The 18,713-nt window shown below is 39.4% G+C and carries 16 protein-coding genes; 9 read left to right on the top strand and 7 right to left on the bottom strand.

Going from position 1 to position 18,713, the window contains the following annotated elements; all coding sequences use genetic code 11:
• Positions 1 to 119: 119 nt before the first annotated feature.
• From putP to ACSLUH_RS01930, 4 genes are all read left to right on the top strand, one after another.
• Positions 120 to 1,616: a sodium/proline symporter PutP gene (gene putP, locus ACSLUH_RS01945; RefSeq protein ID WP_448564049.1), complete on the top strand. Its 1,497-nt coding sequence runs from the start codon at positions 120 to 122 to the stop codon at positions 1,614 to 1,616.
• 13 nt (positions 1,617 to 1,629) lie between these two features.
• On the top strand, positions 1,630 to 2,733 hold the full coding sequence (gene proB, locus ACSLUH_RS01940) for a glutamate 5-kinase (protein WP_448564047.1): 1,104 nt from the start codon (positions 1,630 to 1,632) through the stop codon (positions 2,731 to 2,733).
• Positions 2,730 to 3,977 carry a glutamate-5-semialdehyde dehydrogenase gene (locus ACSLUH_RS01935; RefSeq protein ID WP_448564045.1) on the top strand — a complete coding sequence of 416 codons (1,248 nt, stop codon included), beginning with the start codon at positions 2,730 to 2,732 and terminating at the stop codon, positions 3,975 to 3,977. The genes proB and ACSLUH_RS01935 overlap by 4 nt, the downstream gene beginning before the upstream one ends.
• Positions 3,978 to 4,063: 86 nt before the next feature.
• Complete coding sequence (locus tag ACSLUH_RS01930) at positions 4,064 to 5,104, top strand: tetratricopeptide repeat protein (RefSeq protein ID WP_448564043.1); 1,041 nt, start codon at positions 4,064 to 4,066, stop codon at positions 5,102 to 5,104.
• 39 nt (positions 5,105 to 5,143) lie between these two features.
• On the opposite strand, the gene ACSLUH_RS01925 is transcribed toward ACSLUH_RS01930, so the two are convergent.
• On the bottom strand, positions 5,144 to 6,196 hold the full coding sequence (locus tag ACSLUH_RS01925; RefSeq protein ID WP_448564041.1) for an aldo/keto reductase: 1,053 nt from the start codon (positions 6,194 to 6,196) through the stop codon (positions 5,144 to 5,146).
• Positions 6,197 to 6,284: 88 nt separating this feature from the next.
• Positions 6,285 to 8,612 (bottom strand): FdhF/YdeP family oxidoreductase, encoded by a 2,328-nt coding sequence (locus ACSLUH_RS01920; RefSeq protein WP_448564039.1) that lies wholly within the window; start codon positions 8,610 to 8,612, stop codon positions 6,285 to 6,287.
• Between the two features lie 231 nt (positions 8,613 to 8,843).
• Here ACSLUH_RS01920 and ACSLUH_RS01915 point away from each other — a divergent pair, with 231 nt between their 5' ends.
• From ACSLUH_RS01915 to ACSLUH_RS01900, 4 genes are all read left to right on the top strand, one after another.
• A complete protein-coding gene (locus ACSLUH_RS01915; RefSeq protein ID WP_448564037.1) occupies positions 8,844 to 9,596 on the top strand; it encodes a class I SAM-dependent methyltransferase in 753 nt (250 codons plus the stop codon).
• A gap of 417 nt (positions 9,597 to 10,013) precedes the next feature.
• Entirely contained in the window at positions 10,014 to 10,547 is a 534-nt protein-coding gene (locus ACSLUH_RS01910) for a hypothetical protein (RefSeq protein WP_448564035.1), read from the top strand.
• 318 nt (positions 10,548 to 10,865) lie between these two features.
• Positions 10,866 to 13,970 carry an efflux RND transporter permease subunit gene (locus tag ACSLUH_RS01905; RefSeq protein WP_448564033.1) on the top strand — a complete coding sequence of 1,035 codons (3,105 nt, stop codon included), beginning with the start codon at positions 10,866 to 10,868 and terminating at the stop codon, positions 13,968 to 13,970.
• On the top strand, positions 13,963 to 15,018 hold the full coding sequence (locus tag ACSLUH_RS01900) for an efflux RND transporter periplasmic adaptor subunit (RefSeq protein ID WP_448564031.1): 1,056 nt from the start codon (positions 13,963 to 13,965) through the stop codon (positions 15,016 to 15,018). Before ACSLUH_RS01905 ends, ACSLUH_RS01900 begins: the two co-directional genes overlap by 8 nt.
• Before the next feature lie 59 nt (positions 15,019 to 15,077).
• On the opposite strand, the gene ACSLUH_RS01895 is transcribed toward ACSLUH_RS01900, so the two are convergent.
• Positions 15,078 to 15,497 carry a BLUF domain-containing protein gene (locus ACSLUH_RS01895; RefSeq protein ID WP_448564029.1) on the bottom strand — a complete coding sequence of 140 codons (420 nt, stop codon included), beginning with the start codon at positions 15,495 to 15,497 and terminating at the stop codon, positions 15,078 to 15,080.
• A gap of 147 nt (positions 15,498 to 15,644) precedes the next feature.
• Here ACSLUH_RS01895 and ACSLUH_RS01890 point away from each other — a divergent pair, with 147 nt between their 5' ends.
• Positions 15,645 to 16,349 carry an SIR2 family NAD-dependent protein deacylase gene (locus tag ACSLUH_RS01890; RefSeq protein WP_448564027.1) on the top strand — a complete coding sequence of 235 codons (705 nt, stop codon included), beginning with the start codon at positions 15,645 to 15,647 and terminating at the stop codon, positions 16,347 to 16,349.
• Positions 16,350 to 16,369: 20 nt separating this feature from the next.
• Here ACSLUH_RS01890 and ACSLUH_RS01885 read toward each other — a convergent pair whose 3' ends face one another.
• The 4 genes from ACSLUH_RS01885 to ACSLUH_RS01870 form a co-directional block, all read right to left on the bottom strand.
• Positions 16,370 to 16,900 carry a hypothetical protein gene (locus ACSLUH_RS01885; RefSeq protein ID WP_448564025.1) on the bottom strand — a complete coding sequence of 177 codons (531 nt, stop codon included), beginning with the start codon at positions 16,898 to 16,900 and terminating at the stop codon, positions 16,370 to 16,372.
• Between the two features lie 87 nt (positions 16,901 to 16,987).
• Positions 16,988 to 17,278, bottom strand: a complete 291-nt coding sequence (locus ACSLUH_RS01880; protein WP_448564023.1) for a DUF6713 family protein — start codon at positions 17,276 to 17,278, stop codon at positions 16,988 to 16,990.
• A gap of 89 nt (positions 17,279 to 17,367) precedes the next feature.
• Entirely contained in the window at positions 17,368 to 17,835 is a 468-nt protein-coding gene (locus ACSLUH_RS01875; RefSeq protein WP_448564021.1) for a GNAT family N-acetyltransferase, read from the bottom strand.
• Between the two features lie 289 nt (positions 17,836 to 18,124).
• Positions 18,125 to 18,547, bottom strand: coding sequence for a GNAT family N-acetyltransferase (locus ACSLUH_RS01870; RefSeq protein ID WP_448564019.1), 423 nt, complete (start codon positions 18,545 to 18,547; stop codon positions 18,125 to 18,127).
• Positions 18,548 to 18,713: the final 166 nt, after the last annotated feature.

Raw genomic sequence — 18,713 nt, 5'->3', positions numbered from 1 at the left:
AAAAAAACATTTAGAAATTCAGTTGGTTTGCTTTGTTTTTGGTTAATTTTAAGCACTTATATTTTCTATCCTTTCTATAAACTTTATAAATTCAGTACAAATGGTGAAGCATCTAAGTAATGTACTATACATATTTAACCCTATCTTTATATTTTATATTAATGTTGGCCATAGGCCTGTATGCAGCTAAGCGCTCAACGTCAAGCTTATCTGGTTACATGCTCGGCGGACGCAAAGTGAGCCCTCATGTAACTGCATTATCTGCAGGTGCATCTGATATGAGTGGCTGGATGTTGATGGGACTTCCCGGAGCAATGTTTGTTTCAGGGTTCAGTACTATCTGGATAGCGATTGGCTTAGTAGTTGGCGCTTGGTTAAACTACAAGTTAGTTGCACCTAAACTTCGCGTTTACACCGAAGTAGCAAATGATGCGTTAACCTTGCCAGATTTTCTCGGACAACGCTTTGGTAAAAACAACGGTGTCATTAAGCTTGTTTCTGCAGTGGTTATTATTATCTTTTTTACCTTTTATACATCTGCAGGCCTCGTAGGTGGTGGCAAGCTGTTTGAATCAGCATTTGGTCTTAATTACCAATTAGGCGTTGCCGTAACAATGCTTGTTGTTGTTGCTTATACGTTGCTAGGTGGCTTTTTAGCGGTCAGCTTAACTGACTTTGTTCAAGGCGTGATCATGTTTATCGCTTTGGTTATGGTACCCATAGTTGCTTTTAATTATTTCGATGATTCGGCCAGTATGTTGGCGTATTCGATGCAAGATATTCCTTCCTGGAGCGAGAGCTTAACTAATTTGACCTTTGTTACGTTGATTTCTAGTTTGGCTTGGGGCTTAGGTTATTTTGGTCAGCCTCATATTATTGTTCGATTTATGGCAATTGATTCCGTTAAAAATATCAAAGTAGCGCGTCGTATTGGCATGAGTTGGATGACGGTTACGATTGTTGGTGCCTTAGCGACGGGGTTGGTTGGTGTAGCTTATGTCAACAAATTTGCCGTGAACTTAAGCGATCCAGAAACGATATTTGTTTTCTTTTCAAATGTCTTATTTCATCCGTTAATCAGTGGCTTTCTGTTAGCGGCGATATTAGCGGCGGTAATGAGTACAATATCTTCACAGTTATTAGTGTCTTCAAGTTCTTTAACTGAGGATATTTATCGAACATATAGTGCGAAAGAGTTGAGCCAACAAAAGCTAGTAAAAATTGGTCGAGTATGCGTTTTTGCAGTGGCAACTATTGCTGCAATGATGGCGTGGAATCCATCAAACAGTATTTTGTCTATTGTTAGTAACGCTTGGGCAGGATTTGGCGCAGCATTTGGTCCGTTGATTTTGTTTTGCTTACTATGGCAACGAATCACTTATGCTGGCGCAATAGCTGGTATTGTAACTGGGGCATTAACTGTATTGTTTTCAATCTATGTTCCCATATTTGCAGACGGCACGACGATTAGTAACGTGATTTATGAAATGGTGCCTGGATTTATTGTTAGCTCGGCATCAATTTGGTTGGTTAGTATCTTAACTCAACAACCAGAAGAACATGTGAAAGCAATGTTCGACCATGTAAATCAACAACTTATTGAACACACATCTTAATTAAAGAGGACATATGTCTTTTACTGATACCAAACGACTTGTGATTAAAGTTGGCAGTGCATTAATTGCACCTGAAAAGCAAGGATGTAGTACCGAGTATCTAAAAAATATTGCGCACTTTATTCATGCCTGCAATGCAAAGGGCATTCAGGTTATTTTAGTGTCGTCAGGTTCGGTGGCAGCCGGCAATCATTTATTTGATTGCCCAAAGCCAACAACCTCAATGAAAAAAGCAATGGCGGCAGCAGGGCAGACTAACATGATGGCCGTATGGGACGAGCTATTAGAGATGCCGCTTGCACAAATACTGCTGACCCATGGCGATCTTTGTGACAGAGAACGCTATTTAAGTATCAAAGAAACTATTGAGTCGTTATTGGCTAATAATATTATGCCAATTATCAATGAAAACGACACCGTGACATCTGATGAACTAAAGGTTGGTGATAACGATAATTTATCGGCAATGGCTGCGGCCGCAATTGATGCTGATACGTTGATTATGTGCACTGATGTTAGTGGCTTGTATAATAAAAATCCCAATCAACATCAAGATGCATTCTTGATCAACGAAGTGCCTGAAATAACGCCTTTGATTTATCAAATGGCAGGCGGAGCCGTAAGTGATACTGGCACCGGAGGCATGAAAACTAAAATTGAAGCAGCCGAGAAAGCGACGGCTCATGGCATTAACACCTACATTATTAACGGGTTTAACGCGTCATCGTTTACTGCCTTACTTGATAATGAAAATCCAGGTACGCGATTTTTACCAAGTAATAACCCATTGCCGCCAACCGTGCACTGGATGACACATACTGTTAGAGAAAGTGGTGAAGTGATCATTGATGAAAGTCAAACAGATCTCACAGATAACGGTGAACTGTTAACCAGTGAAAATATTGTTGAAGTAAAAGGGCAATTTGCGGCTGGAGATACCATATTAGTGACAACCGATGATGGTAAATGGGTGGCAAAAGCGCAAACCAAGTACAGCAGTTGTCTTTTAAATTATGTATCGCAGGAGCAAGCAGATAGTGATCATAAAGATCATTTTCATCCGCAGAACACCGCTATCATTTCAACTGAGCATTTAGCCGTTTTGGAGGACGCATGAAGTTAATTAAAGAAATTTCCGAGCAAGCTGCACAAGCAGCTCGTTCATTAGTAGAACTTGACGAAAGTAAAAAAAATTACATCTTATTGGCTATGGCCGGAGCGATTAGAGCTGAAAAAGATGATATTTTAGCGGCTAATAAACTCGATATGGAACAAGCAACTAAGGATAATTTATCCAGCGCTATGCTTGACCGTTTGTTGTTAAATGATGATCGCATTCAGGCGATGGCTGATGGCATTGAAGCTATCGCTATGTTACCGGATCCTGTGGGTAAACTTCGTGAAATTGGTGAACAACCAAACGGCTTGAAAATCAGTAAAATGCGTATGCCGTTAGGTGTTGTTTGTATGATTTATGAAGCTAGACCTAATGTAACATCAGATGCTGGGGCGTTATGCTTTAAATCAGGTAATGCGATAATTTTAAGAGGTGGTAAAGAAGCGCTTCATTCGAGCATGGCTATCGCTAATATTTTACGTAAAACGCTAGTATCATTTGGTTTGCCCGAAGCACTTATTAGCGTTGTTCCAAAAGCCGATAGAAGTTTGTTGATGGATTTAATGGAACAAAGAGAGCATATCGATGTTATCATTCCTCGTGGTGGTGAAGGCTTGATTAACTTTGTTACGGACAATAGTAAAATCCCCGTCATTCAACACTTTAAAGGCGTTTGTCATTTGTATGTTGATAAATATGCAGATTTGAATAAAGCGTTGAATTTGTTGGTCAACGGGAAAACCCAACGTACAGGTGTTTGTAACGCCTTAGAAGGATTAGTGGTTCATAAAGATATCGCTAATGACTTTTTATCGATGGCAGCGAAGGTTTTTAAAGAGCATGCGGTGAAGATCAATGCGTGCTCTGAGGCTATTGGTTATTTTGAAAACGCCAAGCGTTTAAACGATGATGAATTCGGTGAAGAGTACTTAGGGTTAGAAATCGCCATTAAAGTGGTTGATAGTTTTGATGATGCACTTGAGCATATTCATCGATTTGGTAGTAACCATACCGAGGTTATTTGTACAGAAAGTGACGTTAGAGCGCAACGATTCCAGCGCACTGTTGATGCGTCGGTGGTTATGGTGAATGCTTCATCTCGCTTTTCAGACGGTGGCCAACTTGGCTTAGGCGCTGAAATTGGTATAGCGACGACTAAGTTACACGCTTATGGTCCAATGGGGTTAGAATCGTTAACAACGGAAAAATTTCTGGTTGCTGGCGATGGTCACATTCGTCAATAACTAGCTCGTCAATATAAGACTGTCGTCTTTTTCATTATTAAATAAAACAAAGATTGTTGATTTAGCGCAAGTTAACTCAACAATCTTTGTTTAACAATATACAAAAACTTGCCAAAGCCAAATTACAGGGTAGTATAGAAGCTGTTTTATGGATTGAAGAGTTAGTCGAAATGAAGTTTGGGGACTGTTGGCGTATTAGTGCATTTGTTTTATTGACGGCACAGTCGACTTCTCTTTTAACTGTTCAAGCGTCCGAATCTTTAAATAAACAAACCATCAACCTGTCAGATCTTAAAAAAACCTGCAAAACATCACCCTATGATTGTTTAAAGCGTTTAGATATTATCCTTGATAAAGCGCCAGCTAACAGTCGACTTTTCTTTAACTTATTGCAATATCGATTTGATTCGTTATTCAACTTGCAACAAAGACATCAACTTTATCAAGAAACAAAGCGTTGGTTGGATAAGAAAGATCTTCCTTTAGCGTTTAAAACAACGGTTAATATCTACTATGCCAAAGCTGCTTGGTTTGTTGGTAATAGGGAAAGTAGCAAGCAAGCTTATCAAGTTGCTAAAGATAGTCTCGCGATGATGAATCAAGCCTATCCATCGCCAATGCGTTTAGTGATATTTGCAAATTTACAAATGCAGCTTAATGAATATCAGCAAGCTTATGACTTATTAAAAGACTTAGAGCAAAAGTATCACAAAAGCCCTGATGAAAGTTTCATGATGGAGCTAACAGGAAATTTAGGACATGCAGCTAATCAGCTTGGTAATTTGGAGGAGTCGCTCAATTATTGGCAAAAGGCGCTTGAATGGGGTACTTTACTAGGAAATCAGCAACAGCAAGCGGTGATTTTATATAATATCGCTGACATCAACTTTAAGCTTAATAATATCAGCCAAGCAGAGCAGTTTTTAGCGCGAACAATTGAGATTGCTCAACTGGCAAAGGATAATAAAAAATCAACTGAAGCCCAATTTTACTTAGTTAAAACAAAGATGAAATCCAATGATCTTTGTGGTGCAACGAGGCTATATCGAGGTATTAATCTAGCTCAGTTGCCAGTGAAGCATCACCTTGAATACCAGCAATTCCAACAACGATTAGTTGATTGCTAAGGGCAAACATAGTTCGCCCATTTGGTTGTATGCTGTTGTTTAAAAAGGGCTAGGGTAGCGTTTTAACCATTTGTTTATATCAATTTTTACCTCTTCTGATAACGACATAGTAAATGCATTAATATTTTCAGTTAGTTGCTCAAGACTCGTCGCGCCAATAATCGTTGAGGTGACGCCATCGACTTGATCACACCATGTCAGCGCTAATTCCGGTGCACTGTATCCATGTTTTTTTGCGATATTGCAAAATGATGCAATGGCTTGCTCTGAACTTTCGGTGTCTCTAAATAAGCCATGACGCTGCATTAACGTCCATCGACTACCCTGAGGTCGTTGTCCGTGCAAATACTTACCCGACAACATACCGCCAGCTAAGGGTGACCAAGGTAAATAGGCTACATTTTCATGAATACAGTTTTCAATTAAATATGGCCAGTCTTTGGTGTGTAACAGGTTAAATTCATTTTGAATAGAAACCATTTTCGGCAAGTTAAATTCTTTTGCTAAGGTCAAGTAGGTGTTGATCCCCCATGGGGTATCATCTGATAATCCGCAGTGACGGATTTTCCCAGCGTTAATACAGTCTTGCAGACCTGAAAGGATTTCATGCATTTGTTCTTTATGCAAGGCACCATTAGTATCGCTAAAAGGCACTTGATTAGGCCAGTGTTTGCCAAAATGAGGAGAGGTTCGATTTGGCCAATGTAATTGATACAAATCAATGTAATCTGTTTGAAGTCTTTTTAATGACTCTTCCACGGCCAATGTAATGGTTTTACCACTAATTGCGCTACCTTGGCGAATATAGTTTAAGCCACTGCCCGCTATTTTGCTTGCGATAACTATTTGGTTACGCTTGTTGGGATTTGCTCGTAACCAATGGCCAATGATATTTTCTGTATGTCCATAGGAATTTTTGTTAGGGGGAACAGGATACATTTCTGCGGTATCAATAAAGTTAACGCCTTGCGATAGTGCATAATTGATTTGTTGATCAGCATCGAGTTGATTGTTTTGAATACCCCAAGTCATTGAACCAAGACATACTCGAGAAACTGATAATTCGCTACTGCCTAATGTTGAATATTCCATAGTTCTCCTTATCGTTGAACCCGTTATTTAATCGAAAGTAGATTAAATAGTGTTGTTATGTTGTTCATTGAATTTATGTCAAAAACGCTTAAATAATACGCTGATCAGCTTTTTTCTTGAGCATTACAGCGATAGCTTTTGACGTTGGTGTGAAAGATCGATCTCCAATACTATCTAACGGCACTAAAGGGTTAGTTTCTGGGTAATAGGCCGCTAAATTTCCTTTGGGGATGTCATAATACTTGATACGAAAATCTTCAACGGTTCGTTGTGTGTTGTCTTCCCATATCGATGTAATGTCAACAAGATCATCATCTTCAAACCCAAGTTTTTTGGCATCTTTCGGGTTGATAAATACTACGTTGCGTTGATTGTTAATGCCTCGATAACGATCATGCATCCCATAAATAGTGGTGTTGTATTGATCATGGGAACGCAGAGTTTGTAGTGTAAATAACTGTTGTTGTTCCTTGGTTTGAAACGACTCCGCGATTAACTTCTCCGGCAAAGGATTGACAGAAAATATCGCTTTACCTTGTGGGGTTTGCCAATCTAAATTTGCTGCACTGTTGCCTAGGTAAAAGCCTCCGGGACGCTCAAGACGTTGATTATAATCATCAAAACCAGGGATCGTGGCACTTATCATCTCTCTTACCTGGTTGTAATCACTCGCTAATTTAAGCCAATCGATAATTGTGCTACCAATAGTTGCATTTGCGATACCTGCTATTATCGATAGTTCAGAACGTTGTTGTTGCGACAGCGGCTCGACATTACCTTGTGAGGCATGAACCATACTAAAAGTATCTTCAACGGTTATAAACTGCGGACCACTTTGTTGAATATCTATTTCGGTACGACCTAAACATGGTAGAATTAAACTGTCGCTATTTTGGTTGTCATGATTAACACACAGATGACTGCGATTAAGCTTAGTACTAATTTGGACATTGAGTAGTGCATTACTCATCGCTTGGCATGTTTGTGCGGTATCCGGCGCTGCAGCAGCAAGATTACCACCTAAACACAGTAACACCTTGCTTTCTTTACGCAGTAAAGCGTGAATTGCATGATAAACGTTATGGCCCGGTTCATAAGGTAAAGGTTGGTTAACTAAGTTCATTAAAGCGTCAATAAACTCTGCTTTGGGTTTTTCATTAATTCCGACGGTTCGGTTACCTTGTACGTTGGAATGGCCTCTAACCGGGCATAGGCCAGCACCTTTTTTACCTATATTTCCAGTCAGAAGTTGTAAATTGACAATTTCTTGAATGGTCGCAACAGAATGTTTGTGTTGAGTGATCCCCATGGCCCATGTACAAATGACGTTTTTGGCATGTAAAAATATTTCTGCTGCTTGTTTCAATTCAAATTGAGTTAATCCCGACTGCTGCTCTATTTTTTGCCAACTCGTATTGTTAACTTCATTTAAGTATTGCGTTAATCCTGAACAATGTTGTTCAATAAACGAGTGAGCAATAACAGAGCCATCGCCATTGGCGAGTGCTTGTTGATCAAATGCGATTAAATGTTTAACCATTCCTCGCACTGCAGCCATATCCCCACCAAGTTTTGGCGTAAAATAGTAATGACTTATCGTGGTTGCGCTTGGGGTTAATAGCTCAATAGGATCTTGTGGGCTAGCAAAACGCTCGAGTGCGACTTCTTTTAAGTTATTAAATGAAATTATTTTGCAGCCATGACGAGCAGCGCTCCTCAGCGCGTTCATCATTCTAGGATGGTTAGTTCCAGGATTTTGACCAAAGACAAAAATGGCTTCGGCATGCTCAAAGTCGTCCAAAACGACAGTTCCTTTGCCGATACCGATACTTTCATTTAAAGCAACGCCGCTTGCTTCATGACACATGTTGGAACAATCTGGAAAATTATTGGTGCCAAGTAATCGGCCGAATAGTTGATAGGTAAATGCAGCTTCATTACTAGCTCGGCCTGAAGTGTAAAGCTCAACTTCCTTTGGGCTAACATTATTAAGATGTTTGGCAATTAGCTGATACGCTTCATCCCAACTAATGGCTTGATAATGATCAGTCTGATGGTTATAGCGCACAGGTTCGGTTAAACGCCCTTGAAACTCTAGCCAATAATCGCTCTGTTTGGCTAAATAACTTACTGAATGTTGTTTAAAGAAACTTGCGTCCACTTGTTTGCTGGTTGATTCCCACGCAATTGCTTTAGCACCATTTTCACAAAACTGAAGCAAGCCTTCTTTCTGATCCCCCCAAGCGCACCCTGGACAATCGAAACCTTTATCTTGGTTTGCCTTCAGTAGGTTTTTGATATTAGTCTGAGGCTGCTGACTCTGGACAATATGCTTAAGCGTAGATTTTAATGAAGAAAAACCACCAGCTTTTTTAGGTTTATCGTGATGGTTAGTTGTTTTATTCGACTGATTCAATTTGACCTACTCGATAAATACCATAAACAAAATAATCAAATAATACTATATAAGGTTTGTGCTCTGAGTAAAAGGTGGTAACAACATTGAGCAAGCGTATTTATCAGTAATTATGTACCGTTTATCACCCTGTTTACGCCTTTGGTGCCAAATATATTGAATTAATTACTCGATAACATTTATTTATGTTCAACAACTTTACATAGCGTCACTATTGACTGCGGAGATTTTATGAAACGGGTAATGATTAAAGGGGTGATTTTTAGTTTCACTATGATGATGTTTAGTCAAATGGCATTAGCTTTTGATGAACAATTTAAATTTTTAGAAGGACAGCGAAGTAGCAAGGATATTGAGCTTGATGAATCACGTAAAGGTCCTCAAATAGCAACATTGGCAGAAATAAAACCAGGTATGATAGTGGCGGATGTCCTTGGTGGTTCAGGATACTACAGTGAAATTTTGAGTGATTTAGTTGGGCCATCAGGTAAAGTATATTTGCATAATAACAACGCTTATATGCCCTATGTAGAAAAGGAGTTGGTGGCTAGACTCGCTAATGAACGATTAAAGAATGTCATCAGACATGACAGAGAAACAGACGACTTAGATTTTGGCGCTGAACAATTTGATGCGATATTTTTTATCTTGGGTTACCACGATCTTTACCATAAAGCACAAGGATGGGATATTGATAAGCCAAATTTCCTCGGCCAGCTTAAACGAGCCTTAAAGATAGGCGGTAAGTTAGTGATTGTCGATCATTCCGCCAAACAAGGTACAGGCACCGAGCATTCACAAGACTTACATCGAATTGATAAAGACTATGTAATTAAAGAGCTTTCAACGTTTGGTTTCGAGTTAATTGAACAGAGCGAACTATTAGCAAATAGCCAAGATGATCGGATGATATCACCATTTAACCCAACGATTCGCCGCAAAACCGATCGCTTCGTTTTGGTGTTTAACAACAAGCGTAAATAGCCTTTATTTGTTAATGTGATCTTAGTGGAGATTTAAAACGTAGGGAACCATTATAGCGATAAGTTAGCTAGGCGTGTTGACCGTTAGTGGCTATTTTTGCAGCAATTGATGCTGTTTTTATAAAGAGTAGCGTCAATGTAATGTGGTTACTCCACATGAATTAACGATAACGCAGCGAAAAAATTCAGAAATGTGGTCTTTTCGATTCGTTTAACAGTGTGTTACGTTTTGTTGCCTACATGGATGTAGGTACATTGCGATAGCAGGATGCGGTAGCTTTACGTGCTCTGTGCTTACCATAACGATGCGTATCACAAGTGCCGCGATTAACATGTAGTTAATTCGAACACAAATCAACCGTAAAAGTTCAATACGCCTTCGAGGTTTAACAAAACGTAAACGACGAAGTGGCTTCCTATGAAATACGAGCATATTAATGCAGACAAAAATTTATATTGCGTTGACAAACTACCGTTAGTCACTATTTATGATGATAATTGGTATGTTCGCAATGATTATGACCTCTTGTCGTACGGTCAACGCAACTATCTGATTAAGTTTTTTGAAAAATGGGGAGCCCGACTAGTTTCTGGTCGTCAAATGAAGCTTAATCATAGGACGATTGAGTTTCCTCGACCTCAAGCCAACTTAGCTGTATCAGCTTTTGAACGCGCTTTTATTGAGCCACTAACATCTACTCTTTATTGCGTCACCCCGACGCAATTTGCACAAGCCTTGTTTTATCAAGGAGTTTCTCTTAATTTTACTAGGCAGCAAGTGATAGAACGTATTCGTCAGCTTATCGACAAATGTCCGTATAACATCGAATGGTTACGTGATATCAGTTATCGCTCACCAATCGAATCGTTAACCGCTGAGACCTATTTGGAACTTACTGAATATCAAAAGCAGGTGGTTAACGAAAAGTTTAAGCGTAAACGGGCTTTATAGTTATTACTTTGGTCTTTTGAACTAGCTCAACTAATTCATTCCAGAGGGCAGCTCAGTCTTGTATTAAAACATCATCAATAGCTAACAAAATAACCTCTAATGATCTACACGCTTTGAACGCTGAGAAATACCAATTCCGTTAAGAATGTAGTATGACTTGTAAAGTTGTTGCAAATTGTCAACAACCTTTATCAAAACATTTCGAAGCTGTCATTAAACCGATATAAGTGTTAGTTAGTCGTATCTCTTCTCGCACGCTAAGCATTTGGCTTCTATTGTAACCTTCATTGATACCTACCTTGGGTGACGAGGTTTACTATGAAGCTTACTTCAACTGCTTTAACAAGTCCTGCTGGCGTTGCGGTGACTATTGCCTTTATATTACTGCTGGGCTTACTCAGTTTATTTAAATTGCCTGTACAACTCTTTCCTGACATTGAAAACCCAAGGATTTCCATTCAAACCCTATGGAGAGCAGCATCTCCTTTAGAAGTTGAATCTGAATTATTGGAGCCGCAAGAACAAGTATTGCGAGGTATTCCTGGGTTGAAGTCAATGAATGCCTTTGCAAATCGTGGTGCTGGCTTTATAAATTTGGAATTTGGTATTGATACCAATATGGAGCAAACCTTAATCGAAGTTATTAGTCGAATGACTCGTGTTGCCAATTTACCTCGCGATGCGCAGCCACCTCGAATAATGTTAGGTGGTTTTGGTGGTTCAAACCCAGCGTTAACTTACTTTTTCCTACAAGCGTTACCTGAAAATAAACAAGAAATCGACGAATACATTGATTTTACCAATGATGTGATTAGACCTAGACTTGAAGCCATCGAGGGCGTAGCAGGCGTACAAACCTTTAATCGTCAAAATCAAGAGGAACTACAGATCCGTTTTGATCCGATCAAAGTTGCAGAATATGGCATTAAAATACCTGAATTAATCGCACTCGTGTCAGCAACTAATGATGTTTCAGGAGGTTTTATTGATGTCGGTAGGCGTCAATACACATTAAGGTTTAATGGTAAATATCCTATCGAAGATTTATCTGATCTTATTTTAGTGTCGCGCAATGGTGCAAACATTACCCTTGGTGATGTGGCAACGGTTAAATTAGCGCGCAGTGATAAACGCAGCATCGCAGTGCAAAATGGTAATCCTGCTTTTAGTATCCGTATAGATAAAGCCAATGGTGCTAATGTTTTAGAAACACTTGAGCGAGTTAAGCAAGAAGTTGACGACATGAATCGTGAAATTCTCGCCGACAGACAATTAGTTATGGTGCAATCATTTGATGCCTCAGTATTTATCTATCGAGCAATTAACTTGGTAACCAGCAACTTATTTGTCGGAGTTATTTTGGCATTGTCGGTACTGTGGTTTTTTGTCAGGCGAATGCGAGCAACATTCATTATTGCCACGGCAATTCCGATTAGTTTATTAACCACTATTATTGTACTTGAAATAACCGGCCGTTCGTTGAATGTAATATCACTCGCAGGTTTAGCGTTTGCTGTTGGTATGGTGTTAGATGCTGCGATTGTGGTTTTAGAAAACATCTTGCGCATGCGTGACAAAGGTTTGGACGCCCATCAAAGTGCAGAGGTGGGCTCTGCACAAGTATGGGGGGCCTTATTAGCGTCAACAGCGACGACTGTGGCAATATTTCTACCAGTATTCTTTTTAAAAGACATTGAAGGGCAATTGTTTGGCGATTTAGCCTTGACTATTGCCATAGCGGTGTCGATTTCGTTAGTCGTGGCGGTTGTACTCTTGCCTGTACTCGCTAAATACTATTTACCCAAACATGCCGCTGATGATCCGAATAAAAAAACATGGGAATTTATTACGTCGTTTGTTTTGAAATTAACCAATAGTCGCATTAAACGGTTGACCGTTGCCGCCAGTTTATTAATTGTTCCCGTGCTTGTTTCTTATCTGGCGATGCCAACATTAGATTACTTACCGCCAGTGAAACGCGATGCTATTGATGCCAACTTACGTTTTCCTCCAGGAGCCAATATCGAGACAATTGAACATGAAATTGTCCAACCGATTATTGCTAGGCTTGAACCTTACATGAATGGTACTAAAGAACCCGCGTTAAAAAACTATTACTTATTTACTGGACCTTTTGGTGGCAACTTAGGTGTTAGAGTTCAAGATCAAAACCGAGTGGAAGAGTTACTGTCGATTGTTCGTAATGAGATTTTGGTTGACTTACCTGATACCACAGCATTTGCTTTTCAAGGTAACTTGTTCGGTGGTTTTGGTGGTGGTAGGCAAGTGACGATACAACTGCAATCAAAGGATACTATTGCGTTACAGAGTGCGGCAAGAGATGGGGTTTTATGGGTGCAGGAGGCTATTGAAGGCGTCCGTGTCAATGCAAATCCGGCACCGGAAATGGCAGAGCCAGAATTGCGTTTGATACCCAATGATAGAAACATGCTTGAGCAAGGGTGGAATAGACGTGATCTTGGCCGGACAATTAGGACGCTTGGCGATGGTTTGTTTGTTGGAGAATATTTTAACGGTACTAAAAGGTTAAATGTCATTCTGCGCTCTAACGATTGGCAAAACCCAGACAGTTTGGCGGACGTTCCTTTAGTCTCCAATCGTGGCACGATAACACCGTTATCGGAGTTAGTCGAAATCAACCGAACTGTTGGGCCATCGCGGTTAAATCGTATCGATGGCAATCGTACCATTAGTTTAAATGTTAGCCCACCAGAAGGGTGGTCACTTGAACAAACCATTGCCGTGCTTAAAGAAAAAGTAGAGCCTAAGTTACGAGCATCACTTCCTCAAGACGGTAATATTTTATACGGCGGTAGTGCAGACCAATTAGAAAAAGCCATTCAGGTCATGTCAGAAAATTTTGCTTTTGCTTTGATTATTTTGTTTTTATTAATGGCAGCGTTATTTAAATCAGCAAAAGATAGTTTACTGGTGGTGATCACCATTCCATTAGCGACAGTGGGGGGCATATTGGCGGTACAACTACTCAACGTTTTTGTTTTTCAGCCCCTGGATCTATTAACCATGATCGGTTTTGTTATCTTGCTTGGGCTTGTCGTGAACAATGCAATATTGTTGGTGCATCAAACTCGCTTAGCGCAAAAAGAGGGCATAGATCGTGAAAAAGCGGTTAAGCAAGCGTTATTGCTAAGACTACGTCCAATTTTTATGAGTACTGCCACTAGCTTTTTCGGTATGTTACCGCTATTGCTGATGCCTGGGGCGGGTAGCGTGATCTATCGAGGCTTAGCTGCGGTAATTGTTGGCGGTTTGGCGTTTAGTACGCTATTCACCATTGTGTTATTACCCTGCCTGTTAAGACTGACGGCAAAAGATTTTACTTTCAAACCGTTAACTCAAATTACATCTAATTCCTCGCTTAAAGGAGTTCATCATGAATAAGATTTTTCCCTATGGTTATTGTTTACTCGTCTTAGTATTTACTTTAAATAGTTACGCGCAAGAGCAAAAAGCACAACTAGTTAGTGTCGATAAAGCCAAGTTAGAAACAGTGCAACCTGGCATTTGGCTGCCAGCCAATGTGGTCAGCCGAAACGAGGCGCCAATTTCAGCAGAACTTACTGGGCAATTATTGTCGGTACTAGAAGTTGGCGATGAGGTTAAAAAAGGGGATGTCATCGCCCAAATTGACAACCGTCACTTGCAGCTTCAGTTGGAAAAACAACTCGCCAAAGTTGCTCAGCAAAAAGCCAATGTTGATTTTCTCAGCAAACAACAGAAACGGTTAAGCTCATTAAAGAAAGCCAATAATGCGTCGGTTTCAGAGCTTGAACGAGTTATTAAAGATTTAATCATTGCGCAAAGCGAAGTGTCAGCGCTCAATGCTGATATCAAACAAACCAAGTTATTGATTAGCAAAACTCAAATTGTTGCGCCATTCAACGGTAATATCAGTGAGCGGATGGTCAGTGTCGGCGAGCTCATTACCAGTGGTCGACCTCTGGTAAAACTTGTTGATACACAACAATTAGACATTCAAGTCGCAGCGCCGATTTCAGTCGCGCCTTTTATTGCTGTCAATAAACATATCATGGTTAAGTGGCAAGATAAGTTATTGGAGCTTCCTGTGCGTAGTTGGTCTAAAGCTGGGCATCAAGGTTCACGTACCTTTAATGTCTTATTAAACGCCGATGGGGTTGAGCTATTCGCAGGTTCAGCTGTTAGCGTGTCATTGCCAAAAGGGAAACTTGATCAAGCGGTGATGATCCCAAGAGATGCGTTATTTTTAAGAGAAAACGAAACTTTCGTCTTAACGGTTAGCGAAGAAACAGCCAATAAAGTGTTTGTATCTGTTGGCCAAGGTCAAGGTGAATGGATTTCAGTAAAAGGTGATATTACTGCTGGAGATAATGTCATTATTCGCGGTGGAGAACGGATCCGACAGGGCCAAAAAGTGAGAATAGCGGAGCCATTAATTGCCAGAAATTAATCAGCGTTCGCTACAACTGCGATAGTTGTAGCGCTATAGACGCACGCTTAAAAGATGGTTTATATTACTGGAATATTAGCTCTCAACGCCAATAATAGCTTATGGGCACTATCACCAGACATCTTAAAAGGATCGAAAATAGAATTACCAGAAAATCGAAGGTTGAGTTTTTTCGTTAAACTTGAATCAGGGACATAGCCCATTTCCCATTGACCAAAATCTCTTTCGCTAATTTCAGTGTACTCCAACATCAACGCTTCTTTATGCCGGTCGTCATTCAAAATTTTGTGGTAAAGGTTATTGACTGACGTTCTTGATCCTTCAAGGCATTGGAGAAAATACTTATTACTGAAACATAGGATGCCAGTTATGTCGTGTTGATGATTATAAACTCTCGCTTTATCAATGATGTTCTCAATGTTTTGAGGCCCAAAATCTTCTTGAGTTTTGCTGGCATAAATTAGTCTAACTAAATACATAACACTCTCCTTGAATAATGTATTAAAGTTAGTTTAAGTTCTGAGTAAATACCATTACCCTAATAAATAATTTTCGCTTTTGGCTGTTTTTTCGACGATAACTTATTAATAGTTAATTGTATTTTAAGCTTTATTGCCAGGTAAAAGATGATAAAAACGCGTAAAAAATTGGTTGTGTTAAGTGGCGCAGGAGTAAGTGCCGAAAGTGGAATTGCTACCTTTAGGGATGCAAATGGTTTATGGGAAGGTCATGACATTCTAGAAGTTGCATCCCCAGAGGGTTGGAATAAAAATCCAGGCTTGGTATTAAACTTTTACAATCAACGTCGACGACAACTTAAACTCGTAGCCAGTAATAACGCCCACCAATTAATTAGTCAGCTCGAGCAATATTATGACGTTTGCGTGATCACCCAAAACGTCGACGATTTGCATGAAAGAGCAGGTAGTCAGTATATTATTCATCTGCATGGTGAATTGTTAAAAGCCCAAAGCTCCCTAGATAAGCAATTGGTCTATCCATGGCATGAAGACATTAAACTTGGCGATACTTGTCAACAAGGCGCTCAGCTTAGGCCTTTTATCGTGTGGTTTGGGGAAGATGTACCTAATTTGCCCAAAGCGGCCTTTGAAGTCGAGCAAGCGGATGTTGTTATCGTTATCGGTACCTCAATGCAAGTTTACCCTGCGGCAAGCTTAGTTGATTATGCAAAACCACATGCTGATATTTACTATATTGATCCCACCCCAAGTATTAATTACTCATTAAAGGCTTGCAAAAGCTTAAAGGTCATTAAAGCAACGGCGCAACAGGGAATGGCGAAAGTGTATTCGCAACTTGTAAAAAATTAGCCTGACATCTTAAATCTATTTCAATTGCCATAATGATTGACGGAAAAGCTAAATAATACCTTAATCATAAAAAACATACAGACGATGAAGAACCAAGTTGGTAATGAAAGGAATATCAACAAAAACATACCAAAGCACATGAAATTCGCAGCAATAAAAACTTGAATGGTTCTGCCGTTCAAAGCATTGACGATAAAAGCGGAGATTATTGTGTATGCCCAAACTACCAACGCATCGTGAAATGGCTGTGAAAGCAGCCACGCAATGACTAAGATGTGAATGTGAATAGCGATAAAAATCAATCGATTATTTGGTCTTTTTGCATAATACTCATTAGTTCCAAAGCTAAAGTTTGCCAAGCAGCCCGCCAAAATATCACCGATTAATAATACGCCCAAAACCGCTTTCCAATTGGAGAGATGAATATCCGAGATTAAATAAACTGCCCCTGTTCCCAAAAGCGCAAAGATAATCGTGCAAGTCACTTCTAATATCGTTTGTTTTTCACCCAATACTTCAAAAAGAAATTTTGGTGTTTTAAAGTACTTCATTGCTTATTTACACTTCCTTTTTAGCGATTATGCTTTTAACTTCAATGGTGAGCCAGTGTGAAGACAGCGGGCATAAACCAATAATTGCTACCGATAGTGGTAGGGTAAGTTGTTGATATCCACACGTATAAAAACACTAAGTATGATAAAAGTTGCTATTCTAAGATCTGCACAAAGGTATGAATAATTTGTAGCACTTTCACTTAACTTAATGACACTGCGATTGCCCAGCAATACTAACGGAATAACAGCAACATTGAAAAGTAAAAATGCTCTTAAACCATCTGGAAGATAAAACATTTCCCATTCTTTCCAATAGGCAGCGTCAATTTGATGAATCAATAGTAAAATCATGGTGACCCTATAGCTTTTTTCCATGCTGTCGAGAGCTTTTTCAAGTTTGGCCAGTGCTATTGAATGCCTCTTTTGCAGGCTAGCGTTAAATGATAGGTAAAATGACCAAGTTGTTAGTCTCCTATATGGGCGCTCATTACTAGTACATCAATACCTTTATAATTTACTCGCTCTATAGGTTTAAAACCATGGCTTAAATACAATCCGCCAATTAAATCCTCAGTTTGAAGGTATAAATATTTCACACCTATTCGCCGGGCTAAAGCGATTATTTCTTGTGTTAGTGTTGAAGCTACCTTTTGTCCTCTATATTTTTTATCGACATATACGCCGCCGAGCCAATGCTCAAACTCTGGATATATATCCATTTCTCGAAGTTTTAGTTCTGCCGCGCCAACTAACTGACCATCAATTTTCGCAATAATAATAAGAGGTGCAGTATTATGATTAGTAGATGCTGATACTTTCGAAATAACTTCGTCAAAAGTAAAACGTTCACTATCCTTACACCATTCATCGAAATACCAGTGAGCGATCGTTTTTATCGCTAAAGGGTCATCAGTAAGAAGCGAAATGTCCATATATCTCCTAACGGTTTTGGCAGAAAATTATATAGTAAGAGCATGTCAGACTTTATAGTGCAACTGCAATTTGCCTACCCTAAACAAAAAGTTTAATTGGCTAACTATATCAATAGCAGTGATAAGTACAATAGCCATTTTTCTGGTAATCATTTAAAAGGGCTGACTAATTGCAATGAGTAAAACAAAATGAAGATCAAACCATGAATATAATTAGTTGAGTCAAACCAACAAAAGGGTACCAAAGCATAGTCGATAAAAAAATTGTAACGATAGTGCTAATGAATGATTAAACCGCAGAGTAAATAAAGATATTAAGTTCAGGCCATTTGTTTTGATAAGCGCTATACCGCTGTGCCAAATCCAAAGAAAGGTCAGTCAGTTGACCAAGTTTAAATTCGTTTTGTTGATAAAAGTGAGCTAATTCAGGTTTGACAAAACAGACTAATTGATGATGGCTGTCTGTGCATTTGCGTAATAATTGCTGTGCTAAACCTTGTCGATGATAATTATTATCAACGACAAGACCATGAAGGAAACCTATCTGATTATCTTTATGAAGATATGAAACAATAACCGCTGCAATAATGACTTGATGTACTTTGATAAGATAGACAGAATCCAATCCCATCAAATTTGCTGAATAATGCTGCTGCTTGTAAAAACGCATTAGGGCTTTCTTATCAGATTTTAATGCAGCTTCAATTTTCATGACGTGACTTATCAATGATATAAAGCCAAGCGGTAGGCTTAATGCCAGTCAGTTAACAACTGACTGGCATTTTTTCTTGGGATATTTGCTAGGTTTTGGTTTAACGCATCTTGGATACGCTCGCTCTCGCTTCATCGGTAAGATGTGGTGCTCTACTTGAGCTTGC

The sequence above is a fragment of the Thalassotalea ganghwensis genome (assembly GCF_053485795.1).
Note: the sequence above shows the minus strand (reverse complement) of the source record. Positions and strands in the feature narration are given on the sequence as shown.

Excerpts from the sequence above, each read along its gene's own strand:
- ACSLUH_RS01880 (WP_448564023.1), bottom strand. The coding sequence starts at position 17,278 with ATGGAAAAAAGCTATAGGGTCACCATGATTTTACTATTGATTCATCAA.
- ACSLUH_RS01890 (WP_448564027.1), top strand. The coding sequence starts at position 15,645 with ATGATAAAAACGCGTAAAAAATTGGTTGTGTTAAGTGGCGCAGGAGTA.
- ACSLUH_RS01895 (WP_448564029.1), bottom strand. The coding sequence starts at position 15,497 with ATGTATTTAGTTAGACTAATTTATGCCAGCAAAACTCAAGAAGATTTT.
- ACSLUH_RS01905 (WP_448564033.1), top strand. The coding sequence starts at position 10,866 with ATGAAGCTTACTTCAACTGCTTTAACAAGTCCTGCTGGCGTTGCGGTG.
- ACSLUH_RS01900 (WP_448564031.1), top strand. The coding sequence starts at position 13,963 with ATGAATAAGATTTTTCCCTATGGTTATTGTTTACTCGTCTTAGTATTT.
- ACSLUH_RS01935 (WP_448564045.1), top strand. The coding sequence starts at position 2,730 with ATGAAGTTAATTAAAGAAATTTCCGAGCAAGCTGCACAAGCAGCTCGT.
- ACSLUH_RS01910 (WP_448564035.1), top strand. The coding sequence starts at position 10,014 with ATGAAATACGAGCATATTAATGCAGACAAAAATTTATATTGCGTTGAC.
- putP (WP_448564049.1), top strand. The coding sequence starts at position 120 with ATGTACTATACATATTTAACCCTATCTTTATATTTTATATTAATGTTG.
- ACSLUH_RS01870 (WP_448564019.1), bottom strand. The coding sequence starts at position 18,547 with ATGAAAATTGAAGCTGCATTAAAATCTGATAAGAAAGCCCTAATGCGT.
- proB (WP_448564047.1), top strand. The coding sequence starts at position 1,630 with ATGTCTTTTACTGATACCAAACGACTTGTGATTAAAGTTGGCAGTGCA.
- ACSLUH_RS01875 (WP_448564021.1), bottom strand. The coding sequence starts at position 17,835 with ATGGACATTTCGCTTCTTACTGATGACCCTTTAGCGATAAAAACGATC.
- ACSLUH_RS01925 (WP_448564041.1), bottom strand. The coding sequence starts at position 6,196 with ATGGAATATTCAACATTAGGCAGTAGCGAATTATCAGTTTCTCGAGTA.
- ACSLUH_RS01885 (WP_448564025.1), bottom strand. The coding sequence starts at position 16,900 with ATGAAGTACTTTAAAACACCAAAATTTCTTTTTGAAGTATTGGGTGAA.
- ACSLUH_RS01915 (WP_448564037.1), top strand. The coding sequence starts at position 8,844 with ATGAAACGGGTAATGATTAAAGGGGTGATTTTTAGTTTCACTATGATG.